Origin of the sequence: Bacillus cereus group sp. BfR-BA-01350 (assembly GCF_022663775.1) — a bacterium.
Taxonomy (GTDB): domain Bacteria; phylum Bacillota; class Bacilli; order Bacillales; family Bacillaceae_G; genus Bacillus_A; species Bacillus_A paranthracis.
In genome coordinates this window covers 530,748-551,352 of the sequence record NZ_JAKUGD010000003.1, presented here as the reverse complement: position 1 = coordinate 551,352, position 20,605 = coordinate 530,748, and the positions used below count along the sequence as shown (strand labels likewise).

Genomic DNA, 20,605 nt, shown 5'->3' with positions numbered 1-20,605 from the left:
TTTCACTCGTGTTCAAAATTAACCTCTCCAATCTTGGACGATATTTCCGTCACGAATTACAATTTGACGTGCTGCAGCTTCCCCGATTTCACGGTCATGGGTAATCATAATAATTGTTGAGCCTTGTTTATTTAATTCGTAAAAGAGGTCCATAATTTGTGTACTTGTTTTCGTATCAAGTGCCCCCGTCGGTTCATCGGCTAAGATAAATTTCGGGTTATTTACGATTGCGCGTGCAACAGCGACACGCTGTTTTTGTCCACCTGATAGTTCGTTCGGCAGGTGAGTAGCACGATCAGCTAAACCTACTTTTGTTAAAGCAGCTAATGAGCGCTCGCGCCTTTCTTTTTTATCGACTCCAGCGTAAATAAGAGGGAGCTCTACATTTTGAAGTGCTGAAAGTCTCGGTAATAACATAAAGTTTTGGAATACGAATCCGATTTCTTTATTACGAACATGTGCAAGTTCTGTTTCAGACATGTTTGAAATGTTTTGTCCAGCTAGTTCGTACGTACCTGTCGTTGGTTTATCTAAACAACCGATAATGTTCATTAATGTTGATTTACCAGAACCAGATGGTCCCATAATAGAAGTGAATTCTCCTTGGTTCAGTGTTACGTCAATTCCGTGTAATATTTGAACGGACTCTGCACCATTTTGGAAGGATTTCGTGATGCCTTTTAAGTTAATCATTCAACGACAACCTCCATACCATCTTTTAAGTCTTTTTCCGGTTTAGAGATAATTTGTTCTCCTTTTTTCACTCCAGAAACTTTTGCTTCGCTATCTGTCTCGAATTCAACAGTAACTGCTTGTTCTTTCGCTTTACCGTCTTTTATGACGAAGACAACATTTTTGTCACCTTTTTTCACGATGCTGCTTTTCGGAACAATTGTGCCAGTTGCTTCGCCAGATTTACTCGTTACGTAAACGTGGAAGCCGTTTTGTAATTCTTCACTATTATCTAATGTGACAGTGAATTGATAGTTAGAAACTGTTTTGTTTTCGTCCATACTCTTTAATGGTGTAGAACCGATTTCTGTTACTTTTCCTGTCCAAGTCTTACCAGCGACCGTTTTTGAAGAAACAGTTACTTCTTGCCCAACTTTCATACTAGCAAGTTCATATTCAGAAAGTTGACCTTTTACTTTAAATGGGCCAGCGTGACGAAGTGTAATACCGCTCATACCTGTTTTTTCATCAGCAGTTTTTACGATATCATCAATTATGCCATCAGCAGGACTTGTTACAGAAAGATTGCTTACTCTCTCTTTTGCCGTTTTAATCATTTCATCAGCTTTTTCTATTTCAAACTTTTTCATTTCAAGTTGTGATTCTAATTGTCCAACTTCGACTTCTGATGCTTTTAATGCTTCAGCAGGAAGACCTGCATTTTTATCTTTTTGTAATTTTTGTTTCGCTGCATCAATTTGTTTTTGGAACAATGTTACTTCTTTTTGTGCGATTTTCTTTTGCATTTCTGCTTCTGTTACACCTTGTTTAGCAGCAGGGTCATTGTATTTAAAAAGGAGTTGCCCTTTTTTTACTTCATCGCCTTTTTTTACAGCTAATTCATACGTTCCTTTTGTTGGATCAAATGAAATTGTTTCGATGCCGTTTGGAATAACTTCACCGCCAAATTTTTGCGCGTTTTCAATCTGTTTTTCTGTTACTTTATATCCGCTATATGCCATTGCTACTTCTGAACCGCCGCCAGCAAATGCAAAGTATGATCCAGCTGCAATTCCGATTGCTACTACACTAGTAATTAACACTTTATTTTTCTTCTTCATCTATTTATCACCTTTTCGTTCGTTTTAGTATCTACATTCAGTATAGAAGAGGTGAAGAATCTGACAAATCGTTTTAGCTTACAATAACCTTACAGTTTTGTAAGGTATGAATATGTAAATGTAAGGTAGAGGTTGTCTTAGTTTAAGCAAATGAATTGACGCTTGTTTTTTTTCTTACAATAATATTGTATGAAGGAGAGGAGGAAGGAAGATGGAAGCTTATTTTAGTGCGCATCCATTAAAACCGTTTATTCCCTACTCAAGGCAACATGCCATTATATTATTTATTCTGTTGGTGGGAATCGTTTTTTTATATCAATACCAAGATGTATTACGTCAAAATGAGTGGAATATAACGGTTCGATATGCGATTGCATTTCTATTTATAGGGAGTGAAATTGGACTTCATATGTGGGAGTGGAAAGCAGGGATTTTTGAGCTAGCTACTTCATTACCATTCGAGTTGTGTACGATTAGTTTGTTGTTAGCGTCAATTATGATCATAACGAAAAGTTACCGTATATATGAGATTGTATTTTTTACAGGAATTATTGGTGCATCACAAGCCATTTTAACGCCAAACTTGCAGTATGCTTTTCCGCATTTTCGGTTCATTGAATATTTTATCGCGCATATATTGCTCATTTGGGCGCCACTCTTTATGACTTGGGTGGAAGGATATCGTCCGACAGTACAATCTATTAAACGCACAATGATATTTTTAAACATATTGATTCCAATTGTTTCGTTTGTAAATTACAAAACAGGCGGTAATTATATGTTTTTAGCTCATAAGCCAGAAACTGCTTCATTACTCGATATGTTAGGGCCGCATCCTTACTATATTATTTCATTAGAAATAGCTGCGCTTATTGGATGTTTTATTTTGTATATGCCATTTGCGAAAAGAGAAAAACAGTTACATAAAGAATCGTTAGGGTCATAACCTAGCGATTTTTTATATATTAAATATTTACAATTCAGAAAATTAAGAATAAAATTAAAGGGTAAATTATAGAGAGAGAAGGGCGAAAATGATCAAAAAAGTATTTTTGAATGGGATGGAAGTGACGATTCAATTTCTTATTTCGATTTTGGGTATTATTTGTTTAGGGACATTGCCGAAACTATTTTATGGATTTGAGCTGCATGCATCACAGTACATAAAGAGTTTACAAGAAGTGTTTGTGAATTTAATGAACATCTCCAATTTTAAATATGTGGGAGATAAATTTTTATTTCCGCAGTTGTTTGTCCATTATAAAGAAACAATTGTTATATTTTTAGCTGCTTTTTTCATTTCATTATTTGTAGCATTTTGTATTGTTTATGTGACTATGAGTAGTTCACCGCGTATACAACATCGAATTAAATCATTTCTTATCTTCCTAGAATCCATTCCAGATATTCTTCTTATTTTAGTATCACAAATTTTAGTTGTATGGTTTTTTAAACAAACAGGTTTTTTACCTTTTCAAATTGCTTCAATTGGAGGCGAGTCGATTAGGGGGTTGCCAATATTGTGTTTGAGCATCCCGACTACGATTATGTTTGTAAAAATGGTCGTGCTTCGTTTTGAAAATGAACTAGAAAAAGATTATGTACTATTTGCTAAGGCGAAAGGGCTGGGGCGCTTTCATATTTTAAATCGTCATATTTTACGAAATGTGTTGCTTAGTACATTATTCTTTGCGAAAACGAATATCTTTTTTATGTTATCTAATTTATATATTATAGAATGGATTTTTAATACGGGTGGTATTTTTATGTTTTTGAAATCGTATTTCGGTATTAGAGTTGAGGTTTTCATTGTTAGTGTGCTTCTTATATATATTCCGATTTTTATTTTATTTAAATTGTTTCATTATCTCATTCCGGCTGCGATGAAGGAGAGATTATAATATGTGGACGTATATAAAACGTGATAAAAGATTTTGGATAAGTATTGGATTTCTTCTCCTATTAGTTCTTTTGAGCATCGGAAATACGTTATGGAATGATGGACATATTAGACAAGTTACATTGCAATATGATGCGGATGAAAATCCACAAGTGCCACCGTTTCCACCTTCATTACAATTTTTACTCGGGACAGACCGGAAAGGGTATGACCTGTTACATTTAGTCATTGAGGGCGCGAAGTGGACGATTGGTATATCTATTTTAATTGCGGCACTTAGAATGGTAATAGGTGTGTTTTTCGGTGTCGTACTCGGAACGTATATAAAAAGAGGATTTTCAAAAATTGAGGCTTTCTTTGATAGTTTTACAGTTATTCCGACAGTTATGATTGCGTATTTTTTTCTTCAATCTGCAAATACATTTGGAAGCGGAGAGGAGACAACAACCTTTTTTGAAAGGGCTTCGTTTCAAGTGGTATTACTTGTACTGCTTGTAATGCCAGTTATTGCACTGTATGTTGCGAAGGAAGTTCGTAAATTGCGAACGGAAGAATTTGTTGATGCCGCGCGCATATTAGGTGGATCGAGAAGACATATTGTTATAAAGCATCTTTTTCCGCATCTCTATATGCCGTTTATACTCGTATTTCTTCAGCAGTTTACGCAGACTCTTACTATTTTACTGCACTTAGGATTACTTGAAGTGTTCTTTGGTGGGACTGTAATGTTTGGTGGACAAATAAAAGAGGTGGAATCTTATACGCATGAATGGTCAGGTTTAATTGGAGTATACTATAGGTCATTAACAGTGAATCCGTGGATTCCTCTCGTTCCTATTACATTTTTTGGACTTACTATTTTTTCAGGAAATATGATTGTAAAAAGTATAGAAGAGGCGATGATGAAAGTAAGGTTGGGAGGAGAGATAAAGAAGGACATTGTAGAAGAGGAACAATCTGCTGTGCATTCAAAAGAAGAGTTGTTTACGTTTAAACATACGATGTAAAGAACCTAGGAGACTAGGTTCTTTTTATTTTATTATATTACAATATCGTAAGAGAGATGTAATGAAAATCGATAGGGGAGAAATACAATTTCGTATACACTTCATGTATAGAGAAATACGAGAGCGGGTGAAGGTATACGATGGATTTTTTAGAAGTATCAAAACGTAGTATAAAACGAAATATGAAAGATTATTTTCTATACTTTATTTCATTAGTAGGCAGCATTATTATTTATTTTACATTCGTATCGATTAAACGAAATGAAAGTGTAGTAGCTCTTTTAAAAGAATCAGATAAGGTGGAAACGACATTTACGTTTGCACAAATATTGTTGATTATCTTTTTAACGATATTTATTTTTTATTGTAATAGCTTCTTTTTACGAAAGAAGAAAAAAGAAATTGCACTATACAGTTTATTAGGTATTCGTAAAGAGGAGATTGCGAAATTACTCTTTTATGAAACATTATTAGTTGGTGCTGCGGCAAGTGTGTTAGGTATTCTTGCTGGTTTATTTATAGCGAATATGTGCGCAGGGTTTCTCGTAAAGTTAATGGGAAGTGCATTTACTTTTACATTTACGATTTCATTTTTATCTATAGTAGAAGTTCTTATAACGATAGGAGCAATTTTCTTTATTGCATCATGGAAAAGTAAAAAGTTAATTTATGAGCATCGTTTAGTTGAATTACTATATGGTGAAAATCAAAAAGAAGAGGCACCTACGTATTCAAGTAAGAAGGCAAAACGAGCGATTGTTTTATTAATTACAGGTTATATCATTGCGCTACTTACACAAGTTTTTGGATTTGGAGCAATTTTTATTACAGGTCTACTTATTTTTGGCTGTATTGTAAAAGGTACGTTTTTACTATTTGAGCAATATACAGTGAAATCACTCCATACAATCAAGGAAGATAAAACGAAATATTGGAATGGAACGAACATTTTATCGGTTTCTTCATTGTTCTTTAGAATAAAAGGAAACGTAAAGATGTTAGCTTTACTATCTTTATTAAGTGCGGTAACACTATGCACAATTGGTATAAGTTCTAGTATGTATTATGGAGCAAAGAAAACAGCAACACTTATGAATCCAGTTAGTTATGAATATGTAACCACTGGGAAGGAATTAAATAAGAAAGTTAGAGAAGAGATACAAAAACATGGAGGAATCATTAAGGGTGAAACAAAAGTAGAGTTGTTTTCGGGGCAAGTAAATATAGATGGTTCGAGTATGTTAACAGGATATTTAATTAGTGATGGCAATGTACAAGTTATAAAAGAGTCAGATTATAATAAAGCAGCTTCTATATTAGGTAATAAAAAAGCTGTTTTAGGTTCTGAAAAGGAAGTTGTTTTATTAGATCCGTATAAATCATATAACATCGAAAAGAATTCGCTTGAAGGAAATAATGTGTCCTTTGAAGGGATGAAGAGAGAGGTAATAATTGCTGATCACCGCGAAGAAACAGTTGTTAGCGCAAAACTTGCACCAGTTGGACTTGTTGTTCAAGATTCGTTATTTAATAAGTTGCAAAGAGGGAAAGCTATTTCAACAGTAAGTGGATTTATTGTTGAAGGAAATGGTAATGCAGAGGTAACGAAAAATCTAGCGAATATCCTTTCCAAAGAAGCGAAATTCCAATCCTTTGAAGAGGCGAGCCAATCTGAATTGCAAGATGGGGCAGTATTATTGTTTGCTAGTGTATTTTTAGGGATTGTCTTTATTCTTGCAACAGGTTGTATTTTATACTTTAAACAAATAACAGAAGCGATGGCAGAGCGTCCAGCGTACGGAATGTTAAAGAAAATCGGACTCACGAAAAAGGAAGCAAGAGAGTCTGTAAGAAAGCAAGTAGGTGCGATATTTTTAATGCCATTACTTCTTGCGATTTGTCATACATTCTTTGCATTTTTAAGCTTGATGGGATTTACAGGTATGTTTGAATATAGCATTCCTTTATTAGGTAGTATAGGGGTGTATATCATCATTTACTTTGGTTACTATACGTTAACGGTCCGTTCATACACAAATACAGTATGTAGCGATAGAAAATAAAAAGAAGCAAGCATGTATTTCATGCTTGCTTCTGTTCTTTATTTTGTAGAAACTTCGCCTTCAGCTTCTGTTTGCGGAATAAAGTATCCGATTATACCACCAATTATTGCTGGAACGATCCAACCGATTCCTAAGTTATAAAAAGGAATGGTGTGTACAATATTAGCAATAAAGTTTGGTATCATTCCCACATTATCAAGTGCATGAATACAACTAATAAGGAATGCTGCGATCATTGCCCCGATGTAGACAGAAGGTTTACGTTTCGTATATTTATCGATAAATGATACGAAAATTAAAATGATTGTAATTGGATATAGAATAATTAATACAGGCAAAGTAATTTTAATTAGTAAACTTAATCCTAAGTTTGAAATCACGAAGCTAAAAATACAAACGTATAGTACGAGCTTTTTGTAAGAAACATTTGTTAGTACTGTTGCGAAATAGTTTGCAAATGCACTTACAACACCAATTGCTGTCGTTAAACAAGCGAAGATAATGGCGATGCTTAATAAAACATTACCGCTTGTCCCAAAGAAGTGATACATAACAGTTGCTAATAGTTGACCACCGTTCTCGAATTGTCCTAAGTTGCCGTTTGAAGCCCCGATATAACCGAGTAAGAAGTACACAATTGTTAAAAATAGAGCGGCAATGCTTCCGCAAATAATTGTATATTTCGCAATTGATTTCTTCTCTTGTATACCATTTTGGCGAATTGCATTTACAACAATCGTTGATAGTACGAGTGCACCGATTGCATCTAACGTTAAAAATCCTTCAAGAAATCCTTTGAAAAACGGAATTTCTTTATAGTCACCAACAGGTTCTGCAAACGTTCCTGGTGAAAGAATTGCTTTTGTTGCCATAATCGCAATAATTCCAAGTAAAATTGGTGTTAATATTTTTCCGATATGATCTACTAATTTTGATGGATTTAATGATAAGAAGTAGACGACTGTAAAGAAAATCGCACTAAAGATTAACATAGAGTACCATTGGTCTGGGAAAAGTGGTGCAATCCCAATTTCATAAGATACAGATCCAGTTCGTGGAATAACAAATAGTGGGCCGATTGAAAGATAAATAATGATAGCAAATACTGCTGCGAATTTTGGGTGAACACGGCTTGCTAAAGTGTTAAAACTACCACCGGCAAGGGCAACAGCGACGATAGCTAGTAAAGATAAACCGACGTCTGTAATAATAAATCCTGTAATGGAAATCCACATGTTTTCTCCGGAAGAAAGGCCGAGAAGGGGCGGGAAAATCATATTACCAGCACCGAAGAAAACTGCGAATAGTAATAAACTAATCGAAAGTATTTGCGCTGGTTTTAAAGTTGTACGCATATAAAGAAAATCCTCCTACTGAGTGTTTTTGTCGAAAATTCAAACAATTTGTCGAGTAACTGTTATTATTTTAAAGGTCTGATGACTAGAAAGCAATAGGGAATTTTGAAAAAATTAAAAAATAATGCATTAAATCGAATAAATATACTATTTATATGTTTAATAGGAAGGATTTAACTTTAAACGTAAAAAAAACACATATCGCTAGGATACGTGTGTTAAAAATAAATCTTTCGATCGCGTTCTTCTTTTAAAATTTCAACTGCTTCTCGGAAACGTTGTGAATGGACAATTTCTCGTTCACGTAAAAAGCGCAAGCTGTCATTTATGTCGGGATCGTCTGATTGGTTAATAAGCCATTGATATGTGGCACGTGCTTTTTCTTCAGCGGCAATATCTTCGTATAAATCAGCAATTGGATCACCTTTAGCTTGTATATAGGTTGCAGTAAATGGAACACCAGCCGCGTTATGGTAATGAAGTGCGCTGTCATGGTCGACGTAATGAGGATCAAGACCAGCTGCCTTCATCTGTTCAGGAGTCGCATCTTTTGTTAGTTTATAAACCATTGTAGCAATCATTTCAAGATGCGCAAATTCTTCTGTACCAATATCGGTAAGGAGGCCAATGACTTTATCAGGAATTGTATAACGCTGATTTAAGTAACGGAGTGCAGCAGCTAACTCTCCATCTGCACCGCCATATTGTTCAATCAATAATTTTGCAAGTGCTGGATTGCAAGTTCCTACTTTAACAGGGTATTGTAATTTTTTTTCATAAATCCACATAGTTTCTCTCCTTTATATTTGCCATGGCCAAGGACCTTTGCTCCATTCCCAAGGGGCATTAGAATAGCTATTTCCGTACTGTTGAAGTGGTCCATATTTTTCTTCCATCTGTTGTTTTAGTACTCTTCGTTTATAGGAAAAGTCATTAAATTGATTAATAGCTGCTGTATCGTCTGGGTGGGTGTCTAAGTAAAGCGTTAGTTCGACTAGTACAAAGTCTAATTCTTGGAGATTCTCTAAAAGTCGATAATATTCTTCTGGTAGTGGCTGGTTCACGTCAGTCGTCACCGCCCTTTTTTATAAGGATTTTCGTAATAGTCATAAAAAACAGGCCATAAAGTTCCTTTTTGTAGTGCTTCTTTCGGTGAGAATTGTGGTAAATTTGGCGGTTGAAAACCTAAATATAAATTAGGAGGGGTAGAGTAATATTTTTTACCAATAGGAGGACAAGGATCTTGAGGACTATGGTATGGCACATATGATTTCATATATTTATCCATTAATAAACCTCCCTATATTCTTCATCACTACGTATTGTATTCAGACATAATAGGCATTTATGACACATATAAAAAGGTAATAGGTACAGGGGGAATGAATGTGGAGCAATGTATTGTATTAGAAGTGAAGAATTTAAAGGAAACTTTGTATTTTTATGAAGGGATTTTAGGAATTAAACCTAGTTTAGAAAGACCTCAATTAGATGTAACGGGGGTTTGGTATGATTCTGATTCAAAGAGAATTAGTTTTGTCATGGATCGTATTTTAGGTGGGCGGGAAAAAGGTGTTACAGATTCATGCGAGGTTTTAACATTTACGATTTCTAACATAGAGAAATTGAAAAAGAAGCTAGCGTTTTATGAAATTTTATATACAGAAAATGAATGTGCAAAGAGTATTGTAGTACAAGACCCAGATGGATATAAACTTCAAGTGGTGGAGAAGGATGAATAAACGGAGGGGATTTGGTGAAGAGAAATTATGAAGAAAGTGCGTTGTTCGAGCATCAATTTTGGCTAAAAGTGCTGAGTGATCATTCGCAATTTTTACTTGATGCGTTAGCCCCAAAGGAAAAAGAAGATATAAAAAAAGCTACTTATTTTGTTGAAACATTTACGAATCTGTTAAATAAAGTTCGTAATGTGAATCTCATGGCATTTTCCAAAGAGGCGGAACAAGCCGCTAAGGAAATACGAATGTTTAAATTAAATATTATACAGAAACAGTTGGAAGGAAGAATTACTATTCATTTTACGCCGACTTTTATTAATCATATGGTAAACGAAGTGGAAGAGTATATAACGGTTTTAGAGTTTTTGAAGAAGGGGGAAGTTCCACCTGTTTTTCATGAACTGCATTATCATCTCGTTTGGTTAACAGATGCAGCTGGTCATGCAGGCTCTATTTCTGGTGGGTTAGATCTTGTTGAAAAAAGGTTGAAAGAGAAAAGTGAAGAATTCGAGAAGCACTTTGAACAGTTTTATTTGAAGGCAGTTGAAATGACGGGGTATTTAAGAACAGAGCTTCATCATTTTCCTGCATTAAAGAAGTTTACAAAAGATGTTTCACTTGAACTAAAATTGTTTTCGCATTTTTTACATGAAGTGGAAGAATTAGAGTTATCAAATGAAATATTAAGTGCATTATCAGCGAGAATGGCAGATCATATGGCAAGAGAGGAATGTTATTATTTATTAAAATTAGCCCAATCATCTGGACTCGAAATGCCGAAATGTAATCCGCTTTAAAGAAAAAGAGGTCAATTTTATTTGGCCTCTTTTTCTGTTTTATTGTCTCTTTTTATTTTTGCTTGTTCAATACTTGCCTGTAATGTCTCCATAATATTGATGATGTTTGGAGCAGGAGAGATGGTTTCCGTTTTTTCCTGTTCTTCAATTTTATTTTCTATTAATTCGGTAAGGGCTTCTTTATATTCATCTGTATATAACTCTTGTTCGAAAGGGTTTGTAAGATGATGAATTAAGTTGATTGCTGCGGTGAGTTCTTGTTTTTGAATCGGATAATTTTCGTTACTTGGTAAGTTAGGTATATTTGTTATATCGCGAATTTCATTAGGATAGTGAATAGTTTGCAACATAAGTCCATCTTCAAAGTTACGGATAATAGCTAAATGTTGTTTTTTTCTAATGGAAATATGGATAAGACCAAGTTTATTCGTACGTTCAAGAGCTTCTTTTAATAATAGATACGATTTTTCGTGTCCTGGAGTAGGGCCTATAAAATAAGAACGATCATAGAGAACAGAATCAATTTCGTTATTTTGGATAAAAGATATAATACGAATAGATCGTGGTTCATGAGCTTTTTGTAACGCAGCTAATTCTTTTTCATCCATAATAATGTACTTATGAGGTGCGTATTCATAGGCTTTTACAATATCTTTATCATCGACTTCTTCATCTGTACAATTGGGAGCGAATTTTTTATATTTAATAGGTGTTAAGCATTCTTTATGGAGGCTTAAAAATTTTATATCGTTTTCATCTACGGCGCTATATAGTTTAATTCCTATATTTAATAGTCCAAGTGAAAGTGCACCTTTCCATACTGTATGCAAATGAAGCCTCTCCTTTCATTCAAAAATGATTATGTATATTATGAGATAGTAAGAAATTTCCTATACGTTTTTTGTTTTTTATGGAAGGGTAAGCAGAAGGGATTGGAATATAAAATATATTGACAAGCCCTCTAAAATATTTTAATGTGATTGTATAAAATTGTGTATATAAAGGGGAGTAACTTATTACAGTAAAGTCGTCATTACAGGGAGAAACCCTCGGCTTTATTGGCAACGTTTCGTTGTTAGTGAGACCTTTACCAGCAATGGTAAAGGCCCCTTATTGTCTTTTTTAGGACCCTTACCATATTTGGTAGGGGCCTTTTTGTATACAAGGAGAGGAGATATAAAAATGAAAAAACTTATTAGTAGATTAAGAGTTGTATTTCATGTTCGCCGATTTGTTCCATTCCTATTTGACTTTTTTACTTCAAAAGAGGTTTCAATAAAGAAGAAAATCTTATCCATTGCTTTTTTAGTTGGTTATGTAGCGATGCCGCTCGATTTAATTCCAGACTTCTTACCGTTCATCGGTATTTTAGATGATATTGGGATTGTGTTATTTATTTTGAACCGAATTGTAAAAATGGCTCCAGTTCAATTACAAGAAAAGCATAACGTAAATGTAGGATAGGAGTTAAAATATGGAGCAAATTATTTTAGATATAATTGAGTTTTTAAAGCAGTTTTCTTATTTTGGAGTTGTATTGGCTTTAACGTTTGAATTTATTCCCGCAGAAGTCGTTTTGCCTATGGTTGGATATTGGGTGTACGAGGGTGATATGAATTTTTGGCTAGCTGTATTAGCTGGAACGCTTGGCGGAACGACAGGACCGTTAACGTTATACGCACTCGGTTATTACGGTGGTCGTCCTCTATTAATAAAGTACGGGAAATACTTCTTTATTAAAGAAGAACAAATTCAAAAAGCAGATGATTTCTTTGAGAAATATGGACCAGTTGTAGCATTTGTTGGACGCTTTGTACCTGGCGTTCGAACGCTTATTTCTGTTCCATGTGGTATGGCGAAAATGAACATATGGAAATTTAGTATATATACATTTGTAGCAATGTTCCCGTTAACAACTTTATATGTCTATTTTGGAATGAAATTAGGTCCGCATTGGGAAAAAGCGGCGGATGTTGTGGGGCAATATATGCTACCGATATTACTAGTCGTCGTTATCGTTGTCGGTGGTATATTAACCTATAAATTTATGAAAAAAAGGAACAGCACGGAATCTATCTAGTCATTGATATTTGTATATTTTTTGAAAATAGATGAATCGTACAGGCAAAAGACTCTGAGGGACATACACATATAGGGAATATAAAAGAGAGGGGAAACAACTATGTCTTGTGAGTGCTCAGGGGCAGCATTCCATCACTTTGCCACATTATCATCGATTGCGATTCATCTTTGGCGGAGGGAATGTTGTTATTCGTTATAAGGAAATTTCCTGCAAATTCATTTGTTACTCGCTCGCAATCTGGATCTGGAGGAGGGGGAGGTGGACAAGGATCTGGGCAAATGATAGACAAAGGAGCAAAACAGCCAATGTTTTTTTTATTCTTCAATACAACCCCCTCCTTTTTAAGTAGTCTTTTACTACTATTAAATGTAGAAGCATGGCCGATGTGTTAAAAAAAGAAGGAAATGTTAAAAATTAAGATTGTCTAACAGGCTTAAAACTTAAATTATTATTCATGTTATAGAAAAGATTATATGTGAATAAACATGGGAAAAGAATGCTCAGACTCTTTTAGACAAAAAGTGGTTGTATACACAATAGTAAGAAGAATGTTGGACTTAACCTTTAATTAACTGTATATTTACAAGAATCTAATAAAATTCATTTATTATTTAAACGACATTAATATGCTTTAGATAAAATAGCCCTTGTAATGAATCGATTATTATGAGGAGGATACACGTGGACAGAACTGCTTTACGAAAAGTAAAAGGTCTTATTGGATTATTAATGGTTTTTGTATTAGCATTTGTATCATTTCCGTGGAGTACATCAGTTAAAGCGGAAGAGAAGAAGCAAGAAAAGGTACCTAGTGAAAAGAAGATCGTTTTTCCAGTTGTAAGTGATGTACATATTAAAAATAGTGGAACGGATGATACGTTTCGCTGGAAACGAGCGATTGAACAGCTCAATACGCTTGCACCAAAGCAAGATGCATTTGTTATCGTAGGTGATTTCACAGATACAGGGTCACTGCAGCAATATGATCGTTTCATGCAAGTGTATAATGAAAATGCAAATAAAGATGCCGTACGAATGAATTCTCTTGGTAACCATGATTATTGGAACGGTTTATCTGTAGAGGGCGCACAGAAGCGTTTCTTAGAAAAAACAGGAATGGAATCGATTTATTATCATAAAGTGGTGAAAGGGTATCACTTCCTTGTTATGTCGCCAGAAAATGGGACAACACACGGATATTATTCAGACAAGCAAATTAATTGGTTAAAAGAAGAGATGGCGAAAGCACAAAAAGATGACCCAGAAAAACCGATTTTCGTATTTTTACATCAACACATTAAAGAGACAGTATACGGTAGTCATGAATGGGGGACGCAAGATAGTGCAAAAATTAATGCGGTATTAAAAGAATATCCGCAGGCTATTACGTTTTCAGGTCATTCACATTATCCGCTAGATGATCCAAGATCGATTCATCAAAAAGACTTTACATCCGTTGGTACATCTTCTATAAGTTACATGGAAGTTGAAGGTGGTAAAGTACAGGGGAATATCCCGCCAGGAGCTAGTACATTAAGCCAAGGTTTATTAGTAGAAGTAGATGATGAAGAAGTAACGATTAACCGTCGTGATTTCCATACAAATTCTTGGACAGGTGAGCCTTGGAAAATTAAATTACCAGCAAAGAAAGAAACTTTTACACATGTAGAAGATCGTGATAAAGAAAAACCTTACTTTGCTAAGGATGCAAAGCTCGCTGTATCAAATGTAACAGAAAATGCAGCAACAGTAACATTCCCACAAGCGCTGGATAACCTTCTTGTTCACTCTTATCGTGTACAAGCTAGAGATAAGCAAACGGGCGAAATAAAGAATAAATTGTTAGCATTCTCAGAGTTTTATCGTGATCCAGTGCCAAAAGATCTTACGTTTACGCTTGCAGGATTAGATGGTGGAAAAACATATACGCTTGAAGTAGTTGCAATCGATTCGTTCGGTAATGAAAGTTCGCAGCCGTTAACGGCAGAAGTTACTACGAAAAAAGATAATATTGATCCGAATGTAAAAGTGCCAAAGGCAGATGTTTTTGATGTGAATTTCTTAGATGGTACATTTAAAGATAACTCATCGTTTGGAACGAAGGGCGATGTGAAAGGAAATGTATCTATTGCATACGATAAAGCTTTAAAAACAAATGTAATGAAATTGAATGGACAAGCTAATACATTTGGATACCTTCCATTTTCAGCAGCACAAAAAGAGAAAGTAGCAAATACGTTCACGCTAGAAACTGTATTTTCAATGAATGAAATTCGCGGACAAGGTATTTTGCAAAATACAGAGAGTGGCGGAATTGGTTTTGAATCTACAGGAAGTGGATATGTTGAATTATGGGCTCACATTGGCGGCAGTTATAAACGCGTTGGTGTTCAATTAGAAGCAAATAAAACATATCACTTAACAGGAACGTATAACGGAAGTGAAGTAGCTATTTATGTCGATGGTAAAAAAGTAAATAGCCAACCAGCTAAAGGGAAAGTGTCTCATCCGAACGTACCATTTGCATTTGGAGCTGACCCTGATAGTAACGGAAATGGTGGTATTCCGTTGAACGGACAAATCGCGCTTGCAAGATTATATAGTAAAGCGTTAAGTTCTTCAGAAGTATTAGCGGCGTACAATGAGTTTTCTAACCGTACGAAATTAGAGCAAGTAAATGCGTTATTTGAAGAGCTTGGAAAAGTAAAAGAAGTGCTAGCTGGTACGTATGAGTTTGGTGATAAGCCAGGTCAATATTCAAAGGAAGCATTTCAAGAATTAGAGAAAAGCTATAATAATGCAAAGCAAGCATTTGAAAATGTAGGGAGTACGGGAGAGCAAATCGTTCAAACGTATAACGAATTAAAAACAGCTAATGTAACATTTGTACAATCTAAAGTAGTAGAACAACCGAAAACACCGAAAGAAAAATTACAAATCAATATTGAATCTGCAAAAGCAGTAGTGAAAAAAGCGCAAGCTGCAAATGTAACGGACGGTTCAGTGAAAGCACTGAGTCAAAAAATTACAGTGGCCGAAGCTGTAGTGAAAGATGTAAAAGTAAAGGATGCACAAGTAGAAACGATGAATCGTACATTAGAGTATACGATTTCACTTGTTGAAAAAAGCATAAACAAATAAGAGAGAAGAAAAGAAGCTTATCATGATAGGCTTCTTTTTTGTTATACTAAAAATAGCATAGAATGAAGGAGCGAATAATTTGGAAGAGAAAAAGCTAAAAAGAATTCTTGAATATGTATGGATCGCGGTTGTGCTCCTTGTAGGATATTATTTCTTAAAAGAAAAAAGTATATGGGTTCTATTTTTAATGACGTTTTTATTAGCGGGTTTAGGCACGTTATTTATTAATTTCTTCTTTGATAGTTTAAATGCATGGAAGAAGAAAAAGAAGGGAACGAAGTAAAGGAGGGAATATATGCAAAAGTGGAAGCTCATATATCAGGTGATTATTTTCCTATTACTTGTAGGTATTGGAATTGTGAAATACGCAACACCAATAGGAAATTGGGCATCGTTTACAGCTTGCATCGGCATATTTTTCATTTTACAATCGTTAACGAAAAAATATAATAGTACAGAAAAATAGCTCGCCGCTAAAACGGCGAGCTATTTTGTTATGCTTTTTTCTTTTCATCATTCGTTTTTTCGGTCGCTAAGTGACTATGCTTTCTAGAGTAGAAGAAATAGAAGCATAAGCCGACTATAAGCCAAACGGCAAAGCTAATCCATGTTGTTTTAGACAAATTGATCATTAAATATAAGCAGCAAAGAATTGCGACAACTGGTAGTACAGGTACGAAAGGTGTGCGGAATCCGCGTTTTAAGTCAGGGTGTGTTTTTCGTAAAATAAGTACTGCGCAGCAAACGAAGGTGAAGGCTGTTAATGTCCCGATGTTTACTAAATTCGCTAATACGTGCAGATCTAAAAGTCCTGCTAATAAAGCGGCAACAACACCAGTAATCCACGTGTTTAATAAAGGGATTTTCACTCTTTTATTTACACGTGCTAACGCTTTTGGAAGTAAACCGTCACGGCTCATCGCATACGAAACGCGAACTTGTCCATACATAACGACTAAGAGAACGGTTGTCATTCCAGTCATCGCTCCAACAGCGAGTAGTCCTGCAATTGTATCCTCGCCAACGAAATGTAAGGCAAATGCAACTGGATCAGAAACATCTAATTGTGTATAAGGAACCATACCTGTTAAAACGAAAGATACGATCATATATAAAACAGTGCAAATAAGAAGAGAGCCAATAATGCCGATTGGTAAATCACGCTGTGGTTTTTTCGTTTCTTCCGCAGCGGTTGCGATTGCATCAAATCCTAAGAAGGCGAAGAATACAGTAGCAGCCCCAGTAATAATACCGTCATATCCGAATGGGATGAACGGTGTCCAATTTTCAGGTTTTACATATTTTGCACCTGCTACGATAAAGGCGATAATAACGGCTAACTTAATAAGAACCATAATATTATTAATGCGTGCGCTTTCGCGTATACCAAAACTTAAAAGTCCAGTAATGAGTAGTAAAATACAAACAGCTGGTAAATCAATGAGACCACCTTTTCCTACGCCAGGAGCCGAGGCGATTATGGCGGGAAGATGGACGTTAAATCCTTGTAGTAAAGATTGTAAATAACCAGACCAACCGACAGCTACTGCTGCAACGGCAAGTAAATATTCGAGCATTAAACACCATCCGACGATGAAGGCGACGACTTCACCGACTGTCATGTATGCGTAAGTATACACACTTCCTGAGACAGGAATAGAAGAAGCAAATTCGGCATAACAAAAGGCTACACAAGCACAAGTAAATGCAGCAATAAGAAATGATAGCATAATACCAGGACCAGAATGTTTCGCTGCAACAATACCTGTTAATACAAATATCCCTGTCCCAATTACGGCGCCAATTCCTAAAAACGTTAAATCAAGTGCGGTTAATGTTCTTTGTAGTTGTCGTGGTGATTCAGTAGTAATCGCCTTTTTTCGTAATAATGATTTCACTTTGGACTCTCCCCCCGTTTTTCATTTCCATAACTGCGAATGTAGTATGAGCCCACTAGAAAAGAGTATGTAAGGAAATGGAGGTACAGTTATGGTGCGTAGTTTTTTAAAATTGCTGGATTAATCTTAATATAATTCAGAATATTTTGTCAAATAAAAATATGACAAATAAAATGCGGATGAATAGGAGAAACTACTTGCAGGAATGGACGAGGGTTAACGCCCCACTGATTAAAGTTAAAGTAGGAGAAGATGTTATGTTATTTTATTTTGAACTTGTCGTCATTTTACTTTGTACGAAATTAGCTGGTGATATTAGCGTGAGGCTTGGCCAGCCTTCTGTACTTGGTAAATTAATTATCGGTATTATTATCGGTCCAGCTGTACTTGGTATTATAAATAGTTCTGAACTGATTGATGAGCTGAGTGAGATTGGTGTTTTACTCCTTATGTTTATGGCTGGACTTGAAACAGATTTAGAAGAACTAAATCGGAATTTGAAATCATCATTTGCAGTAGCAGCTGGTGGAATTATTTTTCCTTTCATCGGTGGTTATGTAACAGGATTGCTGTTTGGATTAATACAATCTCATGCCATTTTTTTAGGATTATTACTTTGCGCAACGTCAGTTAGTATTACAGTGCAGACGCTAAGAGATTTAGGGAAAATGAATACGAGAGAAAGTACAACGATTTTAGGTGCTGCCGTATTTGATGACGTCATCGTCGTTATTTTATTAGCGTTTGTTATGAGCTTTTTAGGAACGCAAGATGTGAATATAACACTTGTTATCGTAAAGAAAATTATCTTCTTTGTTAGCATTGTTTTTATTGCATGGAAAGTTGTTCCTTGGATTATGAAAATGCTCGTGCCGCTTCGTGTAACAGAAGCGTTAATTAGCGCGGCTCTTATTATTTGCTTCTCTTTTTCTTATTACAGTGAAATGATGGGAATTGCAGGCATTATTGGAGCATTTGCAGCCGGAATTGCCATTTCTCAAACAGAGTATAAGCACGAAGTAGAACATAAAATTGAACCGATTGCTTATGCAATATTTGTACCGGTGTTCTTCGTAAGTATCGGAATGGAAATTACATTTCAAGGTATCGGAAGCCAGCTTTGGTTCATTATCATCATGACGCTTATTGCGATTTTCACAAAGTTAATTGGTTCAGGTTTAGGAGCAAGGTTAACAGGATTCAACCTTCAATCTTCTATTAGTATCGGTGCGGGAATGGTGTCGCGCGGAGAAGTAGCACTTATCATCGCAGCGAATGGACTTACGGCGAATTTATTAGCGAAAGAAAATTTCACAGCGATTGTTATTGTTGTTATATTGACAACGATTATTACCCCGCCGCTTTTGAAGAAGTATTTTGTATAGAGAGGAAGAGCTTATCTGATGTGGGTAAGCTTTTTTTTTATTGGAAAAGCAATAGTCATGTGGCATGAAAGGTTTGTAATTATGGTAAAATCTATGTATGTGATATGACAAGGAGAGGGATGTGTTTGAGGATTACGAAGGGAAAGATTATAGGTGTAATTATACTTCTTTTATTGTGCATACCATTTACTGCATGGAAAGAATCAAAAGTGAAAGATTTTCCGGTTTCTATTTTCTCGGAAGAAGCAGATGGTGAGTACGATCAGAAGCTGAAATATACCGCTTTTTTACCTGATGTTGCGATTTGGATGAACGGTTGGGAAAAGAAGTGGACAGAAGGGGAAAGAACTGTTTATCAAAAAGGGAATCGCATTGTAAATGTGTTTCATCCTCCTGGCGATGATGGTTTTTACCTTCTTGAAGCAAGAGAAAATCAGTGAACGCAACCGTAAGAAGTGGAGGTTAAATAGTGAAAGCTTCAACATTACTATTTAAAATTGAAAGTAATATGGATCAATTTTCACCAGCTGAAAAGAAGGTTGCCATGTACATAATGGAGAATGCAGAGATTGTTCCGAACTTAACGACGAAAGAAGTGTCAACGAATGCAGGCGCAAGTGAGGCGAGTGTTGTTCGTTTTTGTAAGTCGATTGGGATTGGGAGCTTTAAAGCATTTAAAATCGCTCTCGTTCGTGAATTAACGATTGCTGATTATAATATTAATGATTTTTCAGTGATGAATACGGAAGATGGCCCGTACGACTTGTTTAATAAAGTTACGTATGTGAATAAAGCTGCAATTGAGGCGAGCGTGACGGCGATAGATAAAAAAGAACTTGAAAAAGCTGCAGATCATATTGTAAATGCCGATAAAATTATCTTTTACGGAGTAGGCGGATCAGCTACTCCGGCGATGGACGGAGCTTATAAATTTACAAGGCTCGGATTTACAGCGATGATGCTATCTGATTTTCATATGATGTTGCCGCTTGTGACGAATTTAAAAGAAGGCGATATATTTGTGGCGATTTCAACATCTGGTCGTACGAAAGATGTACTTGAAATGGCGCAATATGCGAAGAGACAGGGTGCAACAGTTATCGCGATTACAAAGCTTGATCAATCATCACCGTTATATAAAGAGGCGGATATTCGTCTTTGTATGCCAGATGTAGAACAAGATCATCGTATTGCAAGTATTGCTTCAAGAATGACGCAATTGAACATGATAGATGCTCTATATGTGATTACGTTTAATCGTATTGGTAATAAAGTGCTGGATCAATTTATGGAAACAAGAGAAGAAGCTTTGCGATTACGGAAGCTGAAATGAGAAGATGGGGAAACCCATCTTTTTTGCATACGGACGGACATAAATTCGTCATGAAAAGAAATGAAATTTCATAAAATAATAAAGTGATATTGATTTTAAATTTCTTGAAGT

At 35.5% G+C, this 20,605-nt stretch carries 22 protein-coding genes and 1 pseudogene; 14 read left to right on the top strand and 9 right to left on the bottom strand.

The genetic code is table 11. The features are described 5' to 3' along the window. Positions 1-18: 18 nt before the first annotated feature. Both MR147_RS10520 and MR147_RS10515 read right to left on the bottom strand, forming a co-directional pair. A complete protein-coding gene (locus MR147_RS10520; protein ID WP_000609099.1) occupies positions 19-693 on the bottom strand; it encodes an ABC transporter ATP-binding protein in 675 nt (224 codons plus the stop codon). Continuing rightward, positions 690-1,793, bottom strand: coding sequence for an efflux RND transporter periplasmic adaptor subunit (locus MR147_RS10515; RefSeq protein ID WP_242304085.1), 1,104 nt, complete (start codon positions 1,791-1,793; stop codon positions 690-692). Before MR147_RS10515 ends, MR147_RS10520 begins: the two co-directional genes overlap by 4 nt. 211 nt (positions 1,794-2,004) lie before the next feature. Between MR147_RS10515 and MR147_RS10510 the strand changes: the two genes are divergently transcribed. The 4 genes from MR147_RS10510 to MR147_RS10495 all read left to right on the top strand — a co-directional run bounded on the left by MR147_RS10510 (position 2,005) and on the right by MR147_RS10495 (position 6,763). Continuing rightward, entirely contained in the window at positions 2,005-2,739 is a 735-nt protein-coding gene (locus tag MR147_RS10510; RefSeq protein ID WP_000388673.1) for a YwaF family protein, read from the top strand. An 88-nt stretch (positions 2,740-2,827) separates the two neighbouring features. Next, positions 2,828-3,694: an ABC transporter permease subunit gene (locus MR147_RS10505; RefSeq protein ID WP_242304083.1), complete on the top strand. Its 867-nt coding sequence runs from the start codon at positions 2,828-2,830 to the stop codon at positions 3,692-3,694. Position 3,695: 1 nt separating this feature from the next. After that, positions 3,696-4,700, top strand: a complete 1,005-nt coding sequence (locus MR147_RS10500; RefSeq protein WP_242304082.1) for an ABC transporter permease — start codon at positions 3,696-3,698, stop codon at positions 4,698-4,700. Between the two features lie 140 nt (positions 4,701-4,840). Further along, positions 4,841-6,763 carry an FtsX-like permease family protein gene (locus MR147_RS10495; protein ID WP_074608983.1) on the top strand — a complete coding sequence of 641 codons (1,923 nt, stop codon included), beginning with the start codon at positions 4,841-4,843 and terminating at the stop codon, positions 6,761-6,763. Between the two features lie 38 nt (positions 6,764-6,801). Here MR147_RS10495 and brnQ2 read toward each other — a convergent pair whose 3' ends face one another. The 4 genes from brnQ2 to MR147_RS10475 form a co-directional block, all read right to left on the bottom strand. Then, the gene (brnQ2, locus tag MR147_RS10490; RefSeq protein WP_074608985.1) at positions 6,802-8,118 is read right to left on the bottom strand and encodes a branched-chain amino acid transport system II carrier protein BrnQ2; all 1,317 of its coding nucleotides are present in this window, start codon (positions 8,116-8,118) and stop codon (positions 6,802-6,804) included. A 218-nt stretch (positions 8,119-8,336) separates the two neighbouring features. Continuing rightward, complete coding sequence (cotJC, locus tag MR147_RS10485) at positions 8,337-8,906, bottom strand: spore coat protein CotJC (protein WP_000265278.1); 570 nt, start codon at positions 8,904-8,906, stop codon at positions 8,337-8,339. A 12-nt stretch (positions 8,907-8,918) separates the two neighbouring features. Beyond that, positions 8,919-9,182 (bottom strand): spore coat protein CotJB, encoded by a 264-nt coding sequence (gene cotJB, locus MR147_RS10480; RefSeq protein WP_001075543.1) that lies wholly within the window; start codon positions 9,180-9,182, stop codon positions 8,919-8,921. Between the two features lie 8 nt (positions 9,183-9,190). Then, on the bottom strand, positions 9,191-9,406 hold the full coding sequence (locus tag MR147_RS10475) for a spore coat associated protein CotJA (RefSeq protein WP_000362188.1): 216 nt from the start codon (positions 9,404-9,406) through the stop codon (positions 9,191-9,193). Positions 9,407-9,500: 94 nt separating this feature from the next. Between MR147_RS10475 and MR147_RS10470 the strand changes: the two genes are divergently transcribed. Both MR147_RS10470 and MR147_RS10465 read left to right on the top strand, forming a co-directional pair. Continuing rightward, a complete protein-coding gene (locus tag MR147_RS10470; RefSeq protein ID WP_074608987.1) occupies positions 9,501-9,860 on the top strand; it encodes a VOC family protein in 360 nt (119 codons plus the stop codon). A gap of 14 nt (positions 9,861-9,874) precedes the next feature. Then, entirely contained in the window at positions 9,875-10,654 is a 780-nt protein-coding gene (locus MR147_RS10465) for a DUF2935 domain-containing protein (RefSeq protein ID WP_074608988.1), read from the top strand. Between the two features lie 17 nt (positions 10,655-10,671). Here the strand turns inward: MR147_RS10465 and ku are convergent, their stop codons facing one another. Further along, complete coding sequence (gene ku, locus MR147_RS10460) at positions 10,672-11,484, bottom strand: non-homologous end joining protein Ku (protein WP_074608990.1); 813 nt, start codon at positions 11,482-11,484, stop codon at positions 10,672-10,674. Positions 11,485-11,836: 352 nt separating this feature from the next. Between ku and MR147_RS10455 the strand changes: the two genes are divergently transcribed. Both MR147_RS10455 and MR147_RS10450 read left to right on the top strand, forming a co-directional pair. Further along, positions 11,837-12,118: a YkvA family protein gene (locus tag MR147_RS10455; protein WP_000733844.1), complete on the top strand. Its 282-nt coding sequence runs from the start codon at positions 11,837-11,839 to the stop codon at positions 12,116-12,118. Between the two features lie 10 nt (positions 12,119-12,128). After that, entirely contained in the window at positions 12,129-12,734 is a 606-nt protein-coding gene (locus tag MR147_RS10450; protein WP_000435022.1) for a DedA family protein, read from the top strand. 115 nt (positions 12,735-12,849) lie between these two features. Here the strand turns inward: MR147_RS10450 and MR147_RS10445 are convergent. Then, positions 12,850-13,062, bottom strand: a pseudogene (locus MR147_RS10445) (S-Ena type endospore appendage); the annotation flags it as partial. A gap of 356 nt (positions 13,063-13,418) precedes the next feature. On the opposite strand from MR147_RS10445, the gene MR147_RS10440 reads away from it, so the two are divergent. The 3 genes from MR147_RS10440 to MR147_RS10430 all read left to right on the top strand — a co-directional run bounded on the left by MR147_RS10440 (position 13,419) and on the right by MR147_RS10430 (position 16,344). After that, positions 13,419-15,878 carry a LamG-like jellyroll fold domain-containing protein gene (locus tag MR147_RS10440; RefSeq protein ID WP_139302835.1) on the top strand — a complete coding sequence of 820 codons (2,460 nt, stop codon included), beginning with the start codon at positions 13,419-13,421 and terminating at the stop codon, positions 15,876-15,878. 79 nt (positions 15,879-15,957) lie between these two features. Continuing rightward, entirely contained in the window at positions 15,958-16,161 is a 204-nt protein-coding gene (locus MR147_RS10435) for a hypothetical protein (RefSeq protein WP_000391504.1), read from the top strand. 12 nt (positions 16,162-16,173) lie between these two features. After that, complete coding sequence (locus tag MR147_RS10430; RefSeq protein WP_001174836.1) at positions 16,174-16,344, top strand: hypothetical protein; 171 nt, start codon at positions 16,174-16,176, stop codon at positions 16,342-16,344. A 28-nt stretch (positions 16,345-16,372) separates the two neighbouring features. Here the strand turns inward: MR147_RS10430 and MR147_RS10425 are convergent, their stop codons facing one another. After that, a complete protein-coding gene (locus MR147_RS10425) occupies positions 16,373-17,776 on the bottom strand; it encodes a branched-chain amino acid transporter BcaP (protein WP_046198846.1) in 1,404 nt (467 codons plus the stop codon). Positions 17,777-17,955: 179 nt separating this feature from the next. Between MR147_RS10425 and MR147_RS10420 the strand changes: the two genes are divergently transcribed. The 3 genes from MR147_RS10420 to MR147_RS10410 all read left to right on the top strand — a co-directional run bounded on the left by MR147_RS10420 (position 17,956) and on the right by MR147_RS10410 (position 20,494). After that, positions 17,956-19,161: a cation:proton antiporter gene (locus MR147_RS10420; RefSeq protein ID WP_117611429.1), complete on the top strand. Its 1,206-nt coding sequence runs from the start codon at positions 17,956-17,958 to the stop codon at positions 19,159-19,161. 125 nt (positions 19,162-19,286) lie between these two features. Further along, entirely contained in the window at positions 19,287-19,601 is a 315-nt protein-coding gene (locus MR147_RS10415; protein WP_001223244.1) for a hypothetical protein, read from the top strand. Between the two features lie 29 nt (positions 19,602-19,630). Beyond that, positions 19,631-20,494 (top strand): MurR/RpiR family transcriptional regulator, encoded by an 864-nt coding sequence (locus tag MR147_RS10410; protein WP_000648157.1) that lies wholly within the window; start codon positions 19,631-19,633, stop codon positions 20,492-20,494. Positions 20,495-20,605: the final 111 nt, after the last annotated feature.

Bases quoted from the DNA above. Each gene is read 5' to 3' on its own strand.
- MR147_RS10520 (WP_000609099.1), bottom strand. From the start codon at position 693: ATGATTAACTTAAAAGGCATCACGAAATCCTTCCAAAATGGTGCAGAG.
- MR147_RS10515 (WP_242304085.1), bottom strand. From the start codon at position 1,793: ATGAAGAAGAAAAATAAAGTGTTAATTACTAGTGTAGTAGCAATCGGA.
- MR147_RS10510 (WP_000388673.1), top strand. From the start codon at position 2,005: ATGGAAGCTTATTTTAGTGCGCATCCATTAAAACCGTTTATTCCCTAC.
- MR147_RS10505 (WP_242304083.1), top strand. From the start codon at position 2,828: ATGATCAAAAAAGTATTTTTGAATGGGATGGAAGTGACGATTCAATTT.
- MR147_RS10500 (WP_242304082.1), top strand. From the start codon at position 3,696: ATGTGGACGTATATAAAACGTGATAAAAGATTTTGGATAAGTATTGGA.
- MR147_RS10495 (WP_074608983.1), top strand. From the start codon at position 4,841: ATGGATTTTTTAGAAGTATCAAAACGTAGTATAAAACGAAATATGAAA.
- brnQ2 (WP_074608985.1), bottom strand. From the start codon at position 8,118: ATGCGTACAACTTTAAAACCAGCGCAAATACTTTCGATTAGTTTATTA.
- cotJC (WP_000265278.1), bottom strand. From the start codon at position 8,906: ATGTGGATTTATGAAAAAAAATTACAATACCCTGTTAAAGTAGGAACT.
- MR147_RS10475 (WP_000362188.1), bottom strand. From the start codon at position 9,406: ATGGATAAATATATGAAATCATATGTGCCATACCATAGTCCTCAAGAT.
- MR147_RS10470 (WP_074608987.1), top strand. From the start codon at position 9,501: ATGAATGTGGAGCAATGTATTGTATTAGAAGTGAAGAATTTAAAGGAA.
- MR147_RS10455 (WP_000733844.1), top strand. From the start codon at position 11,837: ATGAAAAAACTTATTAGTAGATTAAGAGTTGTATTTCATGTTCGCCGA.
- MR147_RS10450 (WP_000435022.1), top strand. From the start codon at position 12,129: ATGGAGCAAATTATTTTAGATATAATTGAGTTTTTAAAGCAGTTTTCT.
- MR147_RS10430 (WP_001174836.1), top strand. From the start codon at position 16,174: ATGCAAAAGTGGAAGCTCATATATCAGGTGATTATTTTCCTATTACTT.
- MR147_RS10420 (WP_117611429.1), top strand. From the start codon at position 17,956: ATGAATAGGAGAAACTACTTGCAGGAATGGACGAGGGTTAACGCCCCA.